Here is a 17,344-nt window from a genome sequence, read left to right as displayed (position 1 = left end):
AAAAATGGGCGCAGGCTGGCGCTGCGTGTGCATTGCCCAGGCAATGCACACGCAAGTTCGTCAGGCACGGCGCAGCACAGCGCGCCGTGTGGGGGATCGGGGAGGGGGAAGGCCGGGTGGTCGTTTATTTCAGTAGCCCGGCCTCCAGGTAGTCCAAGAACTCTTCTTGCTCGCGCGCTTCGTTGCCGGGCATCGAAAGCTCCATGGCACCAAAGGGTGAGCGCCGCATGTAGCTGCGGTACGAGATGCCGTAGTACACCGCGTTCATGGTCAGCAGCAGGCGAAACTGGATGGTCTCGCGCCCCACGCCGGGCATCAGCGCCTGCAGCCGCGCCAGCGTCAGCTCCAGCGTGCGGCGGTGCAGGGCGGCAGAAATCTCCTGCCCCTTCTCGCCATAGTCCCACCCCAACCGCCCGATGAAGTTGACGGCATCGCGCCCCAGCGCGGGCTCGCTCAGCATGGCGATCACCGGGCCAAAGGCGGCCTCCACCACATTGCGCACGGTGTGGCCCGGCTGGGCGGCCAGCGCCTCCAGTCGCGCGCAGGCACGCGGCTCCAGCCACTGCTGCAGGTAGTTGGCGATGGCTGCCACCAGCTCATCGCGCCCGCCAAAGTGGTAGTGCAGGGCCGAAGGGTTCTGCGCCCCCGCCGCGATCACGATGCGCCGCAGCGACACGGCATTCATCCCCTCGCGTGCCATGAGCTGCATGGCCTCTTCGATCAGGCGGGTGCGGGTGGCTTGCGGGTCGGCGGGGGAGGAGGAAGGGGCGGGCAGGTCGCCAGTAACTGGCGAGACAAGGGCAGGGCTCATGGGTTGGATAATGTACTTGAATTAATTCATATGCATTAGGGCTTGCCCTCAATGGATTGCCACCACCCCCAGTTCACCCGATACGTTTGACCATGGGCCACCTCAACCCCACCGACCACTACGCCGACAACGCTTGGTTCGAGCGCGAACGCCTGCACCGCGCCGCCGCCGAAGGCAACCACGACGAAATGCGCCGCCTTGTCGCTGCGGGCGGCCATGCGCTGACCACCTTCGACGACCTGGGCCGCACCCCGCTGCACTATGCGGTAGAGGGCGAGCACTACCGCGCGGCAGAGTGGCTGATCCAGCAGGGCGCCACCGTTAACGCACACGACGAGCCCACCATCGGCGAGACGCCGCTGTGCTTGGCCGTGCGGCGCAACTACCCCGAGATGGTGGAGCTGCTGCTGGCGCACGGTGCCGACCCCGACATCACGGGCTGGATGGGCAACACCGCCCGCCTGCGCGCAGAGCGCCGGCAAGATGAAGACGGCAAGGCGATTGCGGCCCTGCTGCAGCGCTACCGGCCACGCTGATCCGGCACCGCGCCACCGCGCCACACCACCACCGCATTCGCGGCGCACAATGGCGCGTTTCTTGCGCTCTGCTGGCCGGTGCCCCACCGGTGTGGCGCCGCCCTGTTTCTCTACCTTGCCAAGGTGTCTTCGATGCTCTCCTTCTTCTTCAACACCATCTACAACAAGCTGTCCTTCCACCCCACGCGCTGGCTGTTGCCGGCCGTGGCGGCGGTGTCGCTGGCCGGCTGCGCCAGCGCGCCTTCTGCAACAGCGAATGCCGGTGCCAGCGCCGCACCCATCCGCGTCAAGGTCTTCGTCGCCGCCATGTTCGAGATCGGCAAGAACACCGGCGACCGCGCGGGCGAGTTCCAGCACTGGTACGAGCGCTACTGGAAAGACGCCACCCCCATCACCGTGCCCGGCGCCCTGGGCCCCGTGTACTGCAACGCTGACGGCGTGTGCGGCGCCGTGCTGGGCATGGGCAAGGTCAACTCGTCCTCGTCCATGCAGGCCATTCTGCTCAACCCGAAGTTTGATTTCGCGCAGTCGTACTACGTGATCTCCGGCGTGGCCGGCACACCGCCCCAGCGCGGCACCATTGCCGATGTGAGCTGGGGCACCTGGCTGGTGGACTACGACCTGGGCCACCGCTGGGCCCCTGAAGAGAACACCCCCGGCGCCCCCACCTTCATGCCGCGCAAGGGCTACGAGGAATACCGCCGCTTTCAGCTCAACCCCCTGCTGGTCGACTGGGCCATGAACCTCACGGTGGACGTGCCCCTGAAGGACTCGGACAGCGCCCGCACGTACCGCCTGCGCTACCCCGACACGGCAGCACGCCGCAGCCCCGCCGTCACCAGCGGCACCCACATGACCGGCGACACCTTCTTCCACGGCCCCGGCATGTCGCGCCAGGCCCAGTACATCGCCAAGCTCTACGGCGCCGATGACTATGTGATCACCGAAATGGAGGCTGCCGCCATCGCCCTGGTGGTCAAGCGCACCCACGGCACCGACCGTTTGATGAGCCTGCGCGGCGCGGTGAATTTTGACCAGGGCAACCCGAACGAGACCACCTTGGCGCACCTGGACCCTGCGCCGGGTGAAACGGCAGGGGGCTTTGCGGAAACGGTGGAGAACGTGGCGCTGGTGGGCACGCGGGTGGTGGACCACATTGTGCGCAACTGGGGGCAGTGGCAGGCTGGGGTGCCGGCGCGGTAGTGGTTCTGTTTGAAGGCCCGTCGAAACAGACCATGTCCACCCAGGTTTGCCGGGCCTTTCTTCGACTCCCTGGCCACCAGAGACGCGGGGGCCGGCCGGCCTGCTAGAGTTTTGCTAGTTTGCTCCTTAGGCCATGAAATGCCCGTGCTCCGCCTCTCAGCTCCCGCACCCACCGATGCAACTGACTTGCTTGCCTTTGAGGTGCAGAACCGGGCCTTTTTCGAGGACCACATCAATTCAAGGCCGAGTGGCTACTACTCCATCGAAGGTGTTCGAAGCGCCATTGCGGTTGCCGAAGAAGAGGCGCGCGCGGGTGTTGGATTCCAGTACCTGGTACGAGATGAGCGCAATGCCATCGTTGCGCGAGCCAATCTTTCGCATGTGCGACGTGCGCACTTTTTTTCAGCAGAGCTGGGCTACCGTGTAGCTGAAGCCGCCTCTGGAAAAGGAGTGGCAACTGAAGCCGTTCGCCAAGTCACAGCACTTGCCTTCTCCGAGCTCGGCCTTTTGCGGATTGAGGTCAGGTCAAGGCCCGAAAACCTTGGATCTGTTCGCGTTCTGGAGCGCAATGGCTTTCAACAGTTCGGAAGAGCGCGACAGGGTTTTCTACTCCGGGGTGTATGGCATGACCTCCTCTACTTTGAATGCCATGCAGAAAAAAGTCGGATGTGATTCCCCATCGTTCCTCAGATGCCGCAGAGCTCTTCAGGATGTCTGTGAGTCTGGCTTTTGATGGCTGGGGATGAGAGCACTGAGCTTTCATCCCCGAGCAAAAAGTGTGAATCTGAAGAGCAGGCTTTGATGGAGGCTCCGACCCGCTGCTGCTTCGCCGCGTGTGCATCTGCGCGCAGCGGCGCATCGCCACGTGGGGAATCGGGGGGGGCTTCATGCCAGATGGAAAGGGAAAGGTCGACCACTCGCCAAACTGGTTGCCAGTTCATCCCACGTCTGCTTCCAATGGGCCGTCCATACCGTCAGTCCTGGGTCGCCCTTGGGCGACTCGCTCAATGGGCTCTGGCTGGCCGACTGTGCCCAGGTGGTGGCCTGGACGTCGCAGCCCCAGGACAACATGTCAAGTGCCGTGCCCCCCGGAACCCGATACGATGAAATTCCCCATTCCATCGCGACGGCCTGCACCGCATCCCCACGATGAAGCACCTCCTGAAGCTACTGATCGCCGTCGTGTTCTTTGCCAGCCTGGGCCTTGCAGGACTGGGTCTCGTGCAAGAGGACTACCAGCCGACCCTGGAACCAGGGCACCGGTTCCTGGACGTGGCCCTGGCCGCAGCATTTATCCTGGGCCCCGGCGTCGCGTTCATCGGTGGCTCGCTGGGCCGGGCCGAGATGGGGCGCGATCTGGCGCAGGCGCGCTCGTTGGGCGAGGCCTGGGGCATCCATGCGTTGATTGCAGAGTGGATGTCGCGGTCCCCGGTCGGTTATTACCTGGTGCTCTCGCTGGTCTGTGTGGGGGTGTTTGGCGGTGGTGCCTGGGGGGCGCTGACCTACCTGGAGCGCAACCACCACCGTGCGCAGGCCGTGGGCAGCGTGCAGTGCGCGGTGCTCTCCACCAAGGCGGTGGGTAAGACCGGCCCAATGGCCGATGCCCAATTGCAATGCCCGGTACCGGAGCCCAAGAAGCAGGGCACGACCGTCCTTGTGACGCTCCGGGTCAAGCACCCGCCCGCGAAGTGGCCGGCCACCATGGCGCTGCCGGTGTGCCGCGGCCCGCTGGGCACGGTGTTTCTGGATGGGAGTCGGTTGTAGCCGTCGGTGGATGGGATGCGGTGTGGGCTCCCACGCAGCCATCCGGTTCGGCTAGCTGACCTGCTGCTTTTCCAGCTTGCGCGCCAGGGTGCGCCGGTGCATGCCCAGCCTCCGCGCCGTCTCCGAGATATTGAACCCCGTCTCGGCCAGCACCTCGTGGATGCGCTCCCACTCCAGCGTCTTGAGTGAGCTGGAGCGATTCGTCACATCCACCTCGGTATCGCCTTCGCGCAGGCCAAACGCGGCCTCGATGTCGTCGGTGTTGGATGGCTTGGCCAGGTAGTGGCAGGCGCCCAGTTTCACGGCCTCGACGGCGGTGGCGATGCTGGCGAAGCCGGTGAGCACGACGATGAGCATGGCTTCGCTGGCGGCGTGCAGTTTCTGCACGCAGGCCAGGCCGGATGCATCGCCCTTGAGTTTTAGGTCCACCACGGCGTAGCCGGGGGTGTGCTGGGTGAGCAACGCTTCCACCTCGGGCAGGCTGGCGGCCTGGAGCACGCGGTAGCCGCGGCGTTCGAACGAGCGGGCCAGGGTGCGGGCAAAGGCCTCGTCGTCTTCCACGATGAGCAGCTGGCGCTTGGTTTCCTTGGCGTCCTTGGGGGCGTCTGCTGCGGCTGCTGCCGGGCTGCTGGTAGTGGTGTCGTCCATGGCGCTCAGGTCCGGGGTTTTGTTCTAGTACAAAGTCAACTTTGCATCATCCTCACGCCGGCCGGTGGCCGCGTGGCAGGGCGATGGCGGCCAGGGGCAGGCGTATGCTCACCTGGGCGCCGCTGCCTTCGCCGTTGCCGGCCCGGTTGCGCGCGGTGACGCTGCCGCCCAGGGTGCGGGCCACGTTCATCACCAGGTACAGGCCCAGGCCGCTGCCGGGGCGCTGCTTGGTGGACTGGTAGGGCTCGCCCAGGTGCTCCAGCATCTGCGGCGCAAAGCCGGGGCCTGCGTCGTTGACGGTGATGCACAGCGCAGGCGCCTCGGCCGTGTCGTCGCGGGTGATCACCAACTCCACCCACTGGGGCGATGCGTCGCGCGCATTGTCCAGCACATTGAAAGCCATCTGTTTCAACGTGGTGTCCGACACCATGGGTGTGTCCTCACCAAAATCATTGCGGTACGAAAACGCGGGCATGGTGCGGGTGGTGCGCCATTCCTCGGCCAGGGCGTCGACAAACTTGCACACGGTGGTCTGTTCGGACTCTTCGCCGCGCGCCTCGCCGGCCGATAGCAAGATGCCGCTCACGATGCTCTTGCAGCGCTGCACCTGGGTGCGCATTTCGGTGATGTCTTCGCCCAGCACCTCGTCGCCCATCAGCTCTTCGTCGTGCGCCCAGTCGCCCAAAATCACGGCCAGGGTCGAGAGCGGCGTGCCCAGCTCGTGCGCGGCGCCCGATGCCAGAAGGCCCATGCGCACGATGTGCTCTTCTTCCACCCGGCGGCGGCGCGCGGCGGCCAGGCGGGCGTCGCGCTCGCGCAGGTTCAGGCTGATGCGGGTGATGAAGATGACCACCAGAATGGCATTGAGCACAAAGCAGACCAGCAGGCCCAGCACGTACAGGCTCGACAGGCCCTGGTGCAGGTCGTGCGGCAGCTCCAGCGGCAGGTGGTAGTTGGCCAAGAGGGCAAAGCACGCGGTGGTGATGCCCACCATGCTCCAGATATAGGCGCCGCGCAGCAAGATGGCGCCCAGCGCAATCTGCAGCAGGTACAAGAAGACAAAGGGGTTGCTGGTGCCGCCGCTCAGGTACAGCTGGGTGGTGAGCACGGCCACGTCCACCAGCAGGGCCAGAAACAGCTCCACATTGCGCACCTGCACCCCCGTGCGCAGGCGCAGCAGGCTGACCACGTTGAAAACGGCCAAGCAGCCCACCACGAGCAGCATGGGCTGCAGCGGGATGGCCAGGCGCAGGCTGTGGCTGGCCACCTCGATGGTGAAGATCTGGCCGATGACGGCCATCCAGCGCAGCTGGATCAGCTGCTGCAGGTTCTTGATGCCGGCGGCGGCATCGGCGGCGCGCGGGTTGCGCAGAAACTCGGCGCTCTTGGCGAGGCGTTGCAGAGGCATGGGGTTAGTCTAATGGCCCGCGCCGCTGCTGCCCTGGCGCCGCTCGTAGCGCACCACGAACCAGCCTGCGCCCAGCACCATCAGCGCCAGCCCATACCAGGTGAGCGCATACACCGCATGGCTGTTGGGGAAGCGAATGGTGGTGAGCCCGGCGCGCGGCCAGGTGGTGCCGGCGGTGGCGGCTGCCGTGCCGCGCACTTCCACGGCTTCGGCCGTCGGGTTGGCCACGCCGCGCTGGGGCAGGCCGGCGTCGATGAAGAAGGGCGCCGCCTGGGGCAACTGCAGCGCCTGGGCCATGGCCGCCACGTCGCGCGAGAACCAGCGCTGCGCGGCGGGCTCGTTGCTGCGCAGAAAGCCGCCCTTGGGCTCGCTCATGCGCACCAGGCCCTGCACGGTGGCGGGCTCTGCGCTGTCCGTCTTGCCGGCCCATTCGGCGCGCTGGTCCTGCGGAATGAAGCCGCGGTTCACCAGCACCTGGGTGCCATCGGCCTGCTGCAGCGCGCCCATCACCCAGAAGCCCGAGCCCAGGGCCGTGACGGCCTGGGTGAGCACGGTCTTGCCGGGCAGCCAGCGGCCGGTGGCTGCCACGGGCAGGTATTCATGCGTGTCGGCGGTGATGCCGGGCCAGGCGCTGGCCGGGGGCAGGGCCACGGGGGCGGCGTGCACGCGCTGGTCCACGCGCTCGATGAGGTCGAGCTTCCACACCCGGCGCTGCACTTGCCAGGTGCCCAGGGCGATGAAGCCCAAGAACAGGGCCGCGCCCAGCACCAGCACCACGGCCCGGTGCAGGTGGCGGGAGGCTGCAGGCGCTGTAGTGTGGGTTGCAGACATCGAAACTCCTTGTTGGGACCCCTGGCGCACAGGCCAGAAACAGATGCGGCCGCTGGAGGGCGGCCGCTGTGCAATCAAAAGCAGGCCCACCGCTGCCGGCAGGGCTGCATTCACCCTCAGGGGGTGTGGTGGCCTGCGGCGCCGCCGTCGGTCTGCGTGGCCGGCGTGCTGGTCGCAGAATTGTGGCCGGGCATCATGTTGGCGTTCATGTGGAACATGACCCAGAGCGTGCCGCTGATGGCAATGGCCACGAAGACCACGGTGAAGATGGTGGACAGCAGGGTCCAGCCGCCTTCGATCTTGCCGTTCATGTGCAGGAAGCAGACCATGTGCACGAGGATCTGCACAATGGCGAAGGCGCCCAGCACCAGGATGGCGGTGTTGCGGTCCGAGATCACCTTGGCCATGACCAGCCAGAAGGGGATGGCCGTGAGGATGATGGACAGCACGAAGCCGACCATGTAGCCCGAGAACGAGCTGTGCGGGCCCACGTCGCCGTGGTGGTCGTCGTGGCCATGCCCGGCGTGTGCGGTGTGTTGTGCGGCGCCCATTACAGAACTCCCATCAGGTACACGAAGGTGAAGACGCCGATCCAGACGACGTCCAAGAAGTGCCAGAACATCGACAGGCACATCAGGCGGCGCTTGTTCTCGTGGATCAGGCCGTGCTTCTTGATCTGGATCATCAGCACCACCAGCCAGATCAGGCCGAAGGTGACGTGCAGGCCGTGGGTGCCGACCAGCGTGAAGAAGGCCGACAGGAAGGCGCTGCGCTGCGGGCCTGCGCCCTGGTGGATCAGGTGGTGGAACTCATACAGCTCCAGCCCCAGGAAGCACAGGCCGAACACGCCGGTGATGGCCAGCCACAGCAGCGTGCCGTTCACGTTGTTCTGCTGCTTCTTGATCATCGCGAAGCCGAAGGTGATCGACGACAGCAGCAGGAAGGCCGTGTTGATGGCCACCAGCGTCAGGTCGAACAGCTGCGCGCCGGTGGGGCCGGCGGCGTAGCTGCGGCCCAGCACGCCGTAGGTGGCGAACAGCGCGGCGAAGATGAGGCAGTCGCTCATCAGGTAGAGCCAGAACCCGAGGGCGGTGCCGTTCTCGGGGTGGGGCTCGTGCGCCAGGTGGTACTCGCGGCGCGGCAGTGTGGCGGCCGTGGGGCCGCCCGCCGTGGCGGCGGCGGCAAGGTTGTAGGTGATATCAGACATGGGCGGCGCGCAGTTGTTGGGTACGCAGGTTCTCGGTCTCCGTCACCTGGGCGGCGGGGATGTAGAAGTCACGCTTGTAGTTGAACGTGTGGACGATGGACACCAGCACCACGCCCGCGAAGGACAGGATGGCCAGCGGCCACATGTGCCAGATGAGAGCGAAGCCCAGCACCAGCGACAGCGCCGAGATGATCACGCCCGAGCCGGTGTTGGCCGGCATGTGGATGGGCTCGAAGCTGGTGAGCGGGCGCGCGTAGGCGTGCTTCTTCATATCCCACCAGGCGTCGATCTCATACACCTTGGGGGTGAAGGCGAAGTTGTAGTCCGGCGGGGGCGAGGAGGTGGCCCACTCCAGCGTGCGTGCGTCCCATGGGTCGCCCGTGTGGTCGCGCAGTTGCTCGCGCTTCAAGTAGCTCACCACGATCTGGATCAGCAGGCAGCCGATGCCCAGGGCGATCAGGCCGGCGCCGATGGCGGCGATGACGAACCAGATCTGCAGCGAAGGGTCTTCGAAGTGGTTGGCACGGCGCGTGACGCCCATCAGGCCCAGGATGTACAGCGGCATGAAGGCGACGTAGAAGCCCACCACCCACAGCCAGAAGGAGCACAGGCCCCAGAAACGGTCGAGCTTGTAGCCGAAGGCCTTGGGATACCAGTAGTTGATGCCGGCGAACAGGCCGAACAGCACGCCGCCGATGATCACGTTGTGGAAGTGGGCGATCAGGAACAGGCTGTTGTGCAGCACGAAGTCGGCCGGGGGCACGGCCAGCAGCACGCCGGTCATGCCGCCGATGGCGAAGGTGACCATGAAGGCGACGGTCCACATCATGGGCAGCTCGAAGCGGATGCGGCCCTTGTACATGGTGAACAGCCAGTTGAAGATCTTCGCGCCCGTGGGGATCGAGATGATCATCGTGGTGATGCCGAAGAAGGTGTTCACGCTGGCGCCGGAGCCCATGGTGAAGAAGTGGTGCAGCCACACCAGGTACGACAGGATGGTGATGACGACCGTGGCGTACACCATGGAGGTGTAGCCGAACAGGCGCTTCTTGCAGAACGTGGCCACCACTTCGGAGAAGATGCCGAAGCAGGGCAGGATCAGGATGTAGACCTCAGGGTGGCCCCAGATCCAGATCAGGTTCACGTACAGCATGGCGTTGCCGCCCAGGTCGTTCGTGAAGAAGTTGGTGCCTGCATAGCGGTCCAGCGACATCAGCACCAGGGCTGCGGTCAGCACGGGGAACGAGGCGACGATCAGCGCGTTGGTGCACAGGGCCGTCCAGGTGAAGATGGGCATCTTCATCAGGTTCATGCCGGGGGCGCGCATCTTGATGATGGTGACGATCAGGTTGATGCCCGAGAGGGTGGTGCCCACCCCCGCGATCTGCAGCGCCCAGATGTAGTAATCGAGCCCCACCCCGGGGTTCTGCGCCCCCAGGTTGGACAGCGCCAGCCAGCCGGCAGTGGAAAACTCGCCCAGGAACAGCGACACCATCACCAGGATGGCACCGGCGGTGGTCATCCAGAAGCTGAAGTTGTTCAGGAACGGGAAGGACACGTCGCGCGCGCCGATCTGCAGCGGCACGAGGTAGTTCATGAGGCCCGTGACCAGCGGCATGGCCACGAAGAAGATCATGATCACGCCGTGGGCGGTGAAGATCTGGTCGTAGTGGTGCGGCGGCAGGTAGCCCATGTTGTCGCCGAAGGCCATGGCCTGCTGCAGGCGCATCATGAGTGCGTCGGCAAAGCCGCGCAGCAGCATGACCACGCCCAGGATCATGTACATGATGCCGATCTTCTTGTGGTCGATGCTGCAGAACCAGTCGCGCCACAGGGTGCCCCACAGGCGGAACTTGGTGATGGCGGCCAGCACGGCCAGGCCGCCCAGCACGACACCGATGAAGGTGATGAGCACGATGGGCTCGTGCGCCATGGGTATGGAGTCCCAGGTGATTCGGCCCAGGGCCCAATGCGTTTCGGTTGCGGGTGATGTAGACATGTCAGTCAGTCAATCAATCAGTCGTGGGCGCGGGTCATTGGCGCGAGAGGGTGCGGTCGTAGACCGTGGCGTGGCGCGCTTCGAGGGCGGCGACGATCTGGCCGGCGTTGTCCACGGTGCACACGTCCTGGGGCAGGTTCAGGCCCTGGGCCTTCATGAAGGCTTCGCCACCGCGCTCGTCGATGGACATCATGTGGTGCATGCACATCTTGCCCTCTTCGACGCAGCGGTTGAGCACCTTGTCGTACAGGCCTTCTTCCACGCTGGCAAAGCGCTGCACGGGGTCGCGCTCGCTGGGCTTGACCAGGTTCAGGTAGGTGGCCTTGTCCAGGGGCTTGCCTTCGGCCTTGTTCTTGGCAACCCACTGCTCGAAGTCGCCCTGGCTCAGGCCATGGAACTTGAAGGTCATGCCCGAGAAGCCCGAGCCGCTGTAGTGCGAGGCGATGCCGGGGTACACGCCAGGCTTGTTGATCACGGCGTTCAGCTCGGTCTGCATGCCGGGCATGGCGTAGATCATGCCGGCCAGGTCGGCCACGTAGAAGGCGTTCATCGTGGACGTGGCGGTGAGCTTGAACAGGATGGGGCGGTCCACCGGGGCGGCCAGCTCATTGACGGTGGCAATGCCTTGCTCGGGGTAGAAGAACAGCCACTTCCAGTCCATGGCCACGACCTGCACCACCATGGGGGTGGATTGGGGTTCGAGCGGCTTGGTGGCCGAGACGCGGTCCAGCGGGCGGTAGGGGTCGAGCTTGTGGGTGCCGATCCAGGTGAGGGCCCCGAGCGCGATGATGATGAGCAGCGGCACCGTCCAGATCACCAGCTCCAGCGTGGTGGAGTGGTGCCAGTCGGGGTCGTAGTCCTCTTCGGTGTTGGCGGTGTTGTTCTGGCGGTACTTCCAGGCGAACCACAGCGTGAGGGCGATCACCGGCACGATGATGATCAGCATCAGCAAGGTGGCCTGCACGACCATGTGGCCCTGCTGGGAGGCGATGTCGCCTGCAGGGTTGAGGACGACAGCCTTGCTGCAGCCGGTGAGGCTGGCGGCCAGTGCGGTGAGCGCTGCCGTTGGCAGCCACGCAACAGACCCGCGAAGTCGGGGAGGATTTGGCATAAGAGGGGCCCAACAATGCGTTTAAGGGGTAAACGCTAATGACAATTTGGCGCCTAATGTAATAAAGCGCGCAGATTTGTCCATTGGACATTTTGTCCAAGGTCAAGTTTTTGCTCCTGTTTGGTGCGCTCGGTCAAGACCTTTGAGCGGGCAATCCATCCAGGTCAAGGGTTTGTCCTGCAGGGATCTGGGTGAAACCGCACTTGTCGGGGGCACGGGCAGGGTGTAAAACGTGGGTGTATCCGTTACACAACACAAAAGGAGCCCCTGTTCATGAGCAGTACCGCATCTGCCACCCTCCCCTCGATGGGATATGAAGAGAACTCCGCCTCCCTGGCCCATGCAGACACGCATGAGGACGTCACCCCCAGTGAAATCGCCGTCGGCGTGATCATTGGCCGTTCTTCTGAGTATTTCGACTTCTTCGTCTTCGGGATCGCCTGCGTGCTGGTGTTCCCGTCCTTCCTGTTTCCCTTCATGTCGCGCCTGGATGGCACGCTGGCCGCCTTTGCGCTGCTGGCCGTGGCCTTTGTGGTGCGGCCTGTGGGCACGGCCATCTCCATGGCCATCCAGCGGCGCTGGGGCCGGGGCACCAAGCTGACGATCTCGCTGTTCCTGCTGGGGGTGTGTACCGTGGGCATGGCCTTTCTGCCGGGTTACCAGAGCATCGGCAGCACCGCCATCGTCGTGCTGCTGCTGCTGCGCATCGGCCAGGGCCTGGCGCTGGGCGGCTCGTGGGACGGCCTGCCGTCGCTCTTGGCGATGTCGGTGCCCAAGCACCGCCGCGGCTGGTACGCCATGATTGGCCAGCTGGGCGCGCCCGTGGGCTTTGTGCTGGCGGCCGGGCTGTTCGCCTACCTGTACAGCAACCTCACGGTGCAGGAGTTCCTGGCCTGGGGCTGGCGTTACCCCTTCTTCGTGGCCTTTGCCGTGAACGTGGTGGCCTTGTTCGCCCGCTTGCGCCTGGTGGTGGGCCAGTCGTACACCGAACTGCTGCAGGAGCGCGAGCTGCAGCCCGTGCCCGTGAGCGACGTGATGCGCGACGAAGGCAGCAATGTGCTGCTGGGCGCGTTCGCGGCGCTGGCCAGCTTTGCGCTGTTCCACCTGGTCACGGTGTTCCCGCTGTCGTGGATCACCCTGTATTCGGACCAGCCCGTGACCCAGATCCTGGGCGTGCAGATCGTCGGCGCCTTCCTGGCGGCCGGGGCCATCATGATTTCGGGCTGGCTGTCGGACCACCTGGGCCGGCGCAAGCTGCTGGGCGGCATGGCGGTGATGATCGGCGTGTTCAGCTTCATGGCGCCGGTGCTGCTGAACACCGGCGAGGTGGGCAGCACCATGTTCCTGCTGCTGGGCTTTGTGTTGCTGGGCCTGTCGTACGGCCAGGCCTCGGGCACGGTGACGGCCAATTTCTCGCCCAAGTACCGCTACACGGGCGCGGCCCTGTCGGCCGACCTGGCCTGGATCATCGGCGCCGCCTTCGCCCCCCTGGTGGCGCTGGGCCTGTCGGCCCAGTTCGGCCTGCTGGCCGTGACGGTGTACCTGCTGTCGGGCGTGGCCTGCACCTTGGGTGCGTTGAACCTGAATCGCCGCATGGAGCGGCGCGACCGATAACGGAGAGCGGGTGAGCGGGCCACCCCTCGAAGGTGTGGTCCTCTAGAGAAGCGATGCAAGAACCCGGTGGCTGCCTTGACGGCCACCGGGTTTTTTGTTGTCCCATGGATTGGTCGATTGGTCGATTGGTGGATTGACGATATAGGTCGTATGACCTAATAATTAGGTCAAGTGTCCTAATTGATCCACGAGTTGCCGTCGATGACGAACCCTGTGACCAGCACCCGCCAGCGCATCGTCGAGCAGGCCGACCGCCTGTTCTACGAGCGTGGCTTCGAGAGCACTGCGTTTGCCGACATTGCCGGGGCGCTGGGCGTCTCGCGCGGCAATTTTTACTACCACTTCAAGACCAAGGACGAGATCCTCGCGGCCGTGATTGCGCACCGCAGGGTGCAGACGCAGGCCCTGCTCGATGCCTGGGCGCAGGCAGCACACACGCCGGCCGACCGCCTGCAGTGCTTTGCGCAGATGGTGGTGGACAACCGCGAGGCCATCCAGCGCTTTGGCTGCCCGGTAGGCACGCTGTGCGCCGAACTGGCCAAGCTCGACCACCCCGCGCAGGTCGATGCGGGCATGGTCTTCGGCCAGTTCCGCCAGTGGCTGCGGGTGCAGTTCGTCGCGCTGGGGCGCTCCCACGATGCCGACACGCTGGCCATGCACCTGCTGGCGCGCAGCCAGGGCATCGCCTCGCTGGCGAATGCCTTCCGCGATGAAACCTTCATCCACCGCGAGGTGGCGCAGCTGACAGCGTGGATCCTTGCAATCGCGGACGGTGCCGGGCAGGGCAGTGCCGTCCACTGAGATTTCTCCTTTCTTCTCTGTAGCCAACAACCCATCAAGGAGCCATCCGCCATGCACGTCGTATTCCTGAAGTTCGGGCCGAACAAGGCACAGGCCAGCCAGTGGATGGCTGGGCACAAGCAGTGGATTCAGGACGGCATCCGCGACGGTGTGTTTCTGCTGGCCGGCTCGCTGGACAGCGCCCAGGGCGGCGCCATTCTGGCGGTGAAGCTCACCACGGAGGAGGTCGCCGCGCGCGTGCAGGCCGACCCGTTCGTAGCGCACGGCGTGGTGGTGCCGGAGATCCATGGCATTGCCCCCTCCAGCATGGCCGAGGGCTTTGCGGCGCTGGCGGCGTAGGGTGCGAGGTCCGGCGCCGGCCTGCGGCCTCTGAAGAGTCCGAGGCGGTGCTCAGTCCTGCGGCCGGAACCCGATGGTCAGCGAGGGCGGCACACGCCCGTCCACGTCGCGCGGCAGGGTCTCGGTCTTTTCCAGGGCGCGCAGCACGGCGTCGTCCCAGGCCTTGTTCCCGCTCGATTGCACCAGGCGCTTGCCGACGATGGTGCCGTCGGGCGCCAGGCGCACCTCGACTTCGGCGCGCGGGTTGCCCGAGACGGCGTCGGGGTAGACGATGTTGGGCTTGACCTTGGCGGCCACACGGCCGCCGTAGCTGCCAGAGGGGCCGGAGTCGCGCTGGGCGGTGCCGGTGGACTTTTCGTTGCCCTCGGAGCCAGCCAGCCCCTGCATGCGGCGCAGGTTGGCCTCGCGCTGGGCGGCGAGCTGCTTGGCTTCGGCCTCGGCGCGCTGCTGCTTCTTGGCGGCGGCCTCCTTGGCTTCCTTGGCCTCTTTGGCTTCCTCGGCCTTGCGCTTTTCTTCGGCCAGTTTTTTCTGTTTCTCTTGCTCGGCCTTCTTCTGCTCGGCAAGTTTTTCCTTCTTTTCCTTTTCGAGGCGTTCTTCGCGCTCTTCTTCCTTGCGCTCGCGCTCGCGCTTTTCGCGCTCGAGCTTCTCGGCGCGGGCCTTTTTCTCCTGCTCCAGGCGCTTTTTCTCGCGCTCGATGGCGATGTCGGCCTCGCGCGTGTCGGGCTCCACGGCGCGCGGCGGCGGGGGGGGCGGCGGCGGCGGTGCTGGCGTGGGGGCGGGCCGGGGCTCGGGCGGCTGCGGCGGGGTGGGGGGCGTGGGCGGCGTCACCTCAGGCGGCGCGGCCTGCTGGGGCACGGCGGACCACAGCTCGGCCTGCACGGCAGGCTGGTCGGAGCTGGCCTTCCAGTTCACGCCCCAGGTCAGTGCGCCGATCAGCGCCAGATGCACCAGCACCGCGAGCGAAATGGCGCGCAGGCGTGCGGGTGGGGCGGGGGGCGCAAACTGGTCGCGGTCGTCGTGGGCGTGCATGGAAGGGGTGGAGCGCTTTCTCGGTCGTCGGTTCCGTGGATGGGTGAAAGGAGCGTTGGTGGTTGACCGCTTGCGGTGCGTGCATACACACAACGTGCCAGGCACCCCAAGCGTTGTCGTCGTCTAGCCGCCCTGTTTGACCGAGAGGCCCACGCGCTGCACGCCGGCGCGCTGCAGCGCGTCCATGGCCTTGACCACGCTTTCGTACTGCACGCCCTTGTCGGCGCTGATGACCACGGCGGTTTCCTTGTTGGTCTGGTCCTTCTGCCAGCGCGCCGCGGCGTCGCCGATCTCGCGCTGGGACATGCTGCGCGTGGCCTCGGGGGTCTTCCACTGCAGCGAGCCGTCCTTGTTCACGATGACCTGGGCGACGACCTTGGGCATGGTCTTGCCCTTGCCGACCTTCGGCACGTCGATCATGCCGGGGGTGAGCATGGGCGCTGTCACCATGAAGATGATGAGCAGCACCAGCATCACGTCGATGAACGGGACCATGTTGATCTCGTTGATGGTGCGGCGGCCTCGGCCGCGGGATGCCATGGCGGGCATGGTGCGTCTCCCTTTCTTCCTTGCTTGCTTGCTTGCTTGCTTGCTTGCGGTCAGTGGCCGGACGCCGACGACGCGGCGTGCTGCACACCCAGGTTGCGCTGCAGGATGTTGGAGAACTCTTCGATGAAGGTCTCCTGGTGCGTGGCCACGCGGTCGATGTCGCGGGCAAAGCGGTTGTAGGCGATCACGGCCGGGATGGCGGCGAACAGGCCGATAGCGGTGGCCACCAGGGCCTCGGCAATGCCGGGCGCCACGGTGGCCAGGGTGACCTGCTCCATGCCGGCAAAGCCCGTGAAGGCGTGCATGATGCCCCACACCGTGCCGAACAGGCCCACGTAGGGCGAGACCGAACCGACGGTGGCCAGGAAGGACAGGCTGGATTCGACCACGTCCATCTCGCGCTGGAAGCTGGCGCGCATGGCGCGGCGGGCGCCGTCGAGCAGGGTGCCGGGGTCGGCGATGCGGCGCTCGCGCAGTTTCTGGTACTCGCGCATGCCGCTGGCGAAGATGCGTTCCATGGGCCCGGCGTTCTTGGCGTTCTGCGCAGCGCTGGCGAACAGGTCGTTCAGGCTGGTGCCGGACCAGAAGTCGCGCTCGAAGTCTTCATTGAGCGTCTTGATGCGCTTGAGCGCAAACACCTTGCGGAAGATGGCGGCCCAGCTGGCAACGGACACCGCCAGCAGCAGCGCCATGACGAGTTGCACCACCCAGCTGGCCTGCAGCACCAGGCTGATGATGGACATGTTTTGCGAATTCATGTTGTGGTGTTGGAAGTCGATGAGAGTTGGTCCAGAAGGGGGCTCGGTATCCGCGCGGGCTTGAGGGTGGCGGCATCCACCCAGCCGATGCGGATGGTGCCTTCGCTGAGCAGTGCCGGGGAGTTCTCGGTCATTCCACCTCCTCCATCATCATGCTCTGGTTTCAGGAGCGCACGCTGCAGTATTGTCAACGATGCGCGGCCTGCCTCCTGCAGCTGGGCGGTAACAATGAGTTCGTCGTCGAGCCTGGCTGGCCGCAGGTAGCGGACCTGGCTGTGGGTTACGACAAACATGCCGCCGGTTTGTTCCCTGAGTTGTTGTTGGCCGATGCCGAGGGAGCGGAGCCATTCGGTGCGGGCGCGTTCGAAGAACTTGAGGTAGTTGGCGTAGAAGACTATTCCGCCCGCGTCGGTGTCTTCCCAATAGATGCGGATCGGGAATTCAAAGGCCATGTTGCCTCTTGCTCGGTGGTTGCTGTGTGCCTCTGTCGAGGGCGGAGGCCGGGATGTGCGCCCGGCGGCGCACCCACTTTCTTTTGCTTCGCCAAAAGAAAGTGGGCAAAGAAAAGGCGACCCCCAGTCTGCGTCCCCCATCGCCCGTAGGGCGATGGGGGCAGCCTGCGATGCTCGGATCTGGGGTGGGCGTCGATGAACTCGCTTCGTTCTTCGAACTCCGCTCAAACAGCATCGACGAGCCAGAAGACGAAGTGCATGTGTCCTTCGGCACATGCACCCAC

Annotated in this window: 19 protein-coding genes; 7 read left to right on the top strand and 12 right to left on the bottom strand. The window is 65.4% G+C overall.

The features are described 5' to 3' along the window. Nucleotides 1–124: 124 nt before the first annotated feature. Nucleotides 125–811, bottom strand: coding sequence for a TetR/AcrR family transcriptional regulator (locus AC3WOH_RS33150; RefSeq protein WP_492233584.1), 687 nt, complete (start codon nucleotides 809–811; stop codon nucleotides 125–127). A gap of 92 nt (nucleotides 812–903) precedes the next feature. Between AC3WOH_RS33150 and AC3WOH_RS33145 the strand changes: the two genes are divergently transcribed. From AC3WOH_RS33145 to AC3WOH_RS33130, 4 genes are all read left to right on the top strand, one after another. Continuing rightward, nucleotides 904–1,347, top strand: a complete 444-nt coding sequence (locus AC3WOH_RS33145; protein ID WP_492233583.1) for an ankyrin repeat domain-containing protein — start codon at nucleotides 904–906, stop codon at nucleotides 1,345–1,347. Nucleotides 1,348–1,479: 132 nt separating this feature from the next. After that, the gene (locus tag AC3WOH_RS33140; protein ID WP_492233582.1) at nucleotides 1,480–2,550 is read left to right on the top strand and encodes a purine-nucleoside phosphorylase; all 1,071 of its coding nucleotides are present in this window, start codon (nucleotides 1,480–1,482) and stop codon (nucleotides 2,548–2,550) included. Between the two features lie 138 nt (nucleotides 2,551–2,688). Continuing rightward, nucleotides 2,689–3,222, top strand: a complete 534-nt coding sequence (locus tag AC3WOH_RS33135; protein ID WP_492233581.1) for a GNAT family N-acetyltransferase — start codon at nucleotides 2,689–2,691, stop codon at nucleotides 3,220–3,222. Between the two features lie 477 nt (nucleotides 3,223–3,699). Next, nucleotides 3,700–4,314, top strand: coding sequence for a hypothetical protein (locus AC3WOH_RS33130; protein WP_492233580.1), 615 nt, complete (start codon nucleotides 3,700–3,702; stop codon nucleotides 4,312–4,314). A gap of 51 nt (nucleotides 4,315–4,365) precedes the next feature. On the opposite strand, the gene AC3WOH_RS33125 is transcribed toward AC3WOH_RS33130, so the two are convergent. From AC3WOH_RS33125 to cyoA, 7 genes are all read right to left on the bottom strand, one after another. Further along, nucleotides 4,366–4,962: a response regulator transcription factor gene (locus AC3WOH_RS33125; RefSeq protein ID WP_492233579.1), complete on the bottom strand. Its 597-nt coding sequence runs from the start codon at nucleotides 4,960–4,962 to the stop codon at nucleotides 4,366–4,368. A 52-nt stretch (nucleotides 4,963–5,014) separates the two neighbouring features. Beyond that, nucleotides 5,015–6,370: an ATP-binding protein gene (locus tag AC3WOH_RS33120; protein ID WP_184863489.1), complete on the bottom strand. Its 1,356-nt coding sequence runs from the start codon at nucleotides 6,368–6,370 to the stop codon at nucleotides 5,015–5,017. 9 nt (nucleotides 6,371–6,379) lie between these two features. Continuing rightward, on the bottom strand, nucleotides 6,380–7,201 hold the full coding sequence (locus AC3WOH_RS33115) for an SURF1 family protein (RefSeq protein WP_492233578.1): 822 nt from the start codon (nucleotides 7,199–7,201) through the stop codon (nucleotides 6,380–6,382). A 116-nt stretch (nucleotides 7,202–7,317) separates the two neighbouring features. Then, the gene (gene cyoD, locus AC3WOH_RS33110) at nucleotides 7,318–7,752 is read right to left on the bottom strand and encodes a cytochrome o ubiquinol oxidase subunit IV (protein ID WP_492233577.1); all 435 of its coding nucleotides are present in this window, start codon (nucleotides 7,750–7,752) and stop codon (nucleotides 7,318–7,320) included. Beyond that, nucleotides 7,752–8,408, bottom strand: coding sequence for a cytochrome o ubiquinol oxidase subunit III (cyoC, locus tag AC3WOH_RS33105; RefSeq protein WP_492233576.1), 657 nt, complete (start codon nucleotides 8,406–8,408; stop codon nucleotides 7,752–7,754). Before cyoC ends, cyoD begins: the two co-directional genes overlap by 1 nt. After that, entirely contained in the window at nucleotides 8,401–10,407 is a 2,007-nt protein-coding gene (cyoB, locus tag AC3WOH_RS33100) for a cytochrome o ubiquinol oxidase subunit I (RefSeq protein WP_492233575.1), read from the bottom strand. The genes cyoC and cyoB overlap by 8 nt, the downstream gene beginning before the upstream one ends. Nucleotides 10,408–10,441: 34 nt before the next feature. Continuing rightward, nucleotides 10,442–11,518 carry a ubiquinol oxidase subunit II gene (gene cyoA / locus AC3WOH_RS33095; RefSeq protein WP_492233574.1) on the bottom strand — a complete coding sequence of 359 codons (1,077 nt, stop codon included), beginning with the start codon at nucleotides 11,516–11,518 and terminating at the stop codon, nucleotides 10,442–10,444. A 273-nt stretch (nucleotides 11,519–11,791) separates the two neighbouring features. Between cyoA and AC3WOH_RS33090 the strand changes: the two genes are divergently transcribed. The 3 genes from AC3WOH_RS33090 (at nucleotide 11,792) to AC3WOH_RS33080 (ending at nucleotide 14,272) form a co-directional block, all read left to right on the top strand. After that, nucleotides 11,792–13,132, top strand: a complete 1,341-nt coding sequence (locus AC3WOH_RS33090) for an MFS transporter (protein ID WP_492233573.1) — start codon at nucleotides 11,792–11,794, stop codon at nucleotides 13,130–13,132. Between the two features lie 201 nt (nucleotides 13,133–13,333). Then, nucleotides 13,334–13,933 carry a TetR/AcrR family transcriptional regulator gene (locus AC3WOH_RS33085; RefSeq protein WP_492233572.1) on the top strand — a complete coding sequence of 200 codons (600 nt, stop codon included), beginning with the start codon at nucleotides 13,334–13,336 and terminating at the stop codon, nucleotides 13,931–13,933. Nucleotides 13,934–13,984: 51 nt separating this feature from the next. After that, nucleotides 13,985–14,272, top strand: a complete 288-nt coding sequence (locus AC3WOH_RS33080; protein WP_492233571.1) for a YciI family protein — start codon at nucleotides 13,985–13,987, stop codon at nucleotides 14,270–14,272. Between the two features lie 51 nt (nucleotides 14,273–14,323). Here AC3WOH_RS33080 and tolA read toward each other — a convergent pair whose 3' ends face one another. From tolA to AC3WOH_RS33060, 4 genes are all read right to left on the bottom strand, one after another. Next, the gene (gene tolA, locus AC3WOH_RS33075; protein ID WP_492233570.1) at nucleotides 14,324–15,301 is read right to left on the bottom strand and encodes a cell envelope integrity protein TolA; all 978 of its coding nucleotides are present in this window, start codon (nucleotides 15,299–15,301) and stop codon (nucleotides 14,324–14,326) included. A gap of 123 nt (nucleotides 15,302–15,424) precedes the next feature. After that, a complete protein-coding gene (locus AC3WOH_RS33070; RefSeq protein ID WP_492233569.1) occupies nucleotides 15,425–15,850 on the bottom strand; it encodes an ExbD/TolR family protein in 426 nt (141 codons plus the stop codon). Between the two features lie 50 nt (nucleotides 15,851–15,900). After that, nucleotides 15,901–16,608 (bottom strand): protein TolQ, encoded by a 708-nt coding sequence (gene tolQ, locus AC3WOH_RS33065; RefSeq protein WP_492233568.1) that lies wholly within the window; start codon nucleotides 16,606–16,608, stop codon nucleotides 15,901–15,903. Next, complete coding sequence (locus tag AC3WOH_RS33060) at nucleotides 16,605–17,060, bottom strand: tol-pal system-associated acyl-CoA thioesterase (RefSeq protein ID WP_492233567.1); 456 nt, start codon at nucleotides 17,058–17,060, stop codon at nucleotides 16,605–16,607. Before AC3WOH_RS33060 ends, tolQ begins: the two co-directional genes overlap by 4 nt. Nucleotides 17,061–17,344 lie beyond the last annotated feature (284 nt).

This window comes from Acidovorax sp. FW305-C-20-28 (genome assembly GCF_058783375.1).
The sequence above is the reverse complement of the archived record's forward strand: the minus strand, read 5'-3'. Positions and strand labels throughout refer to the sequence as shown.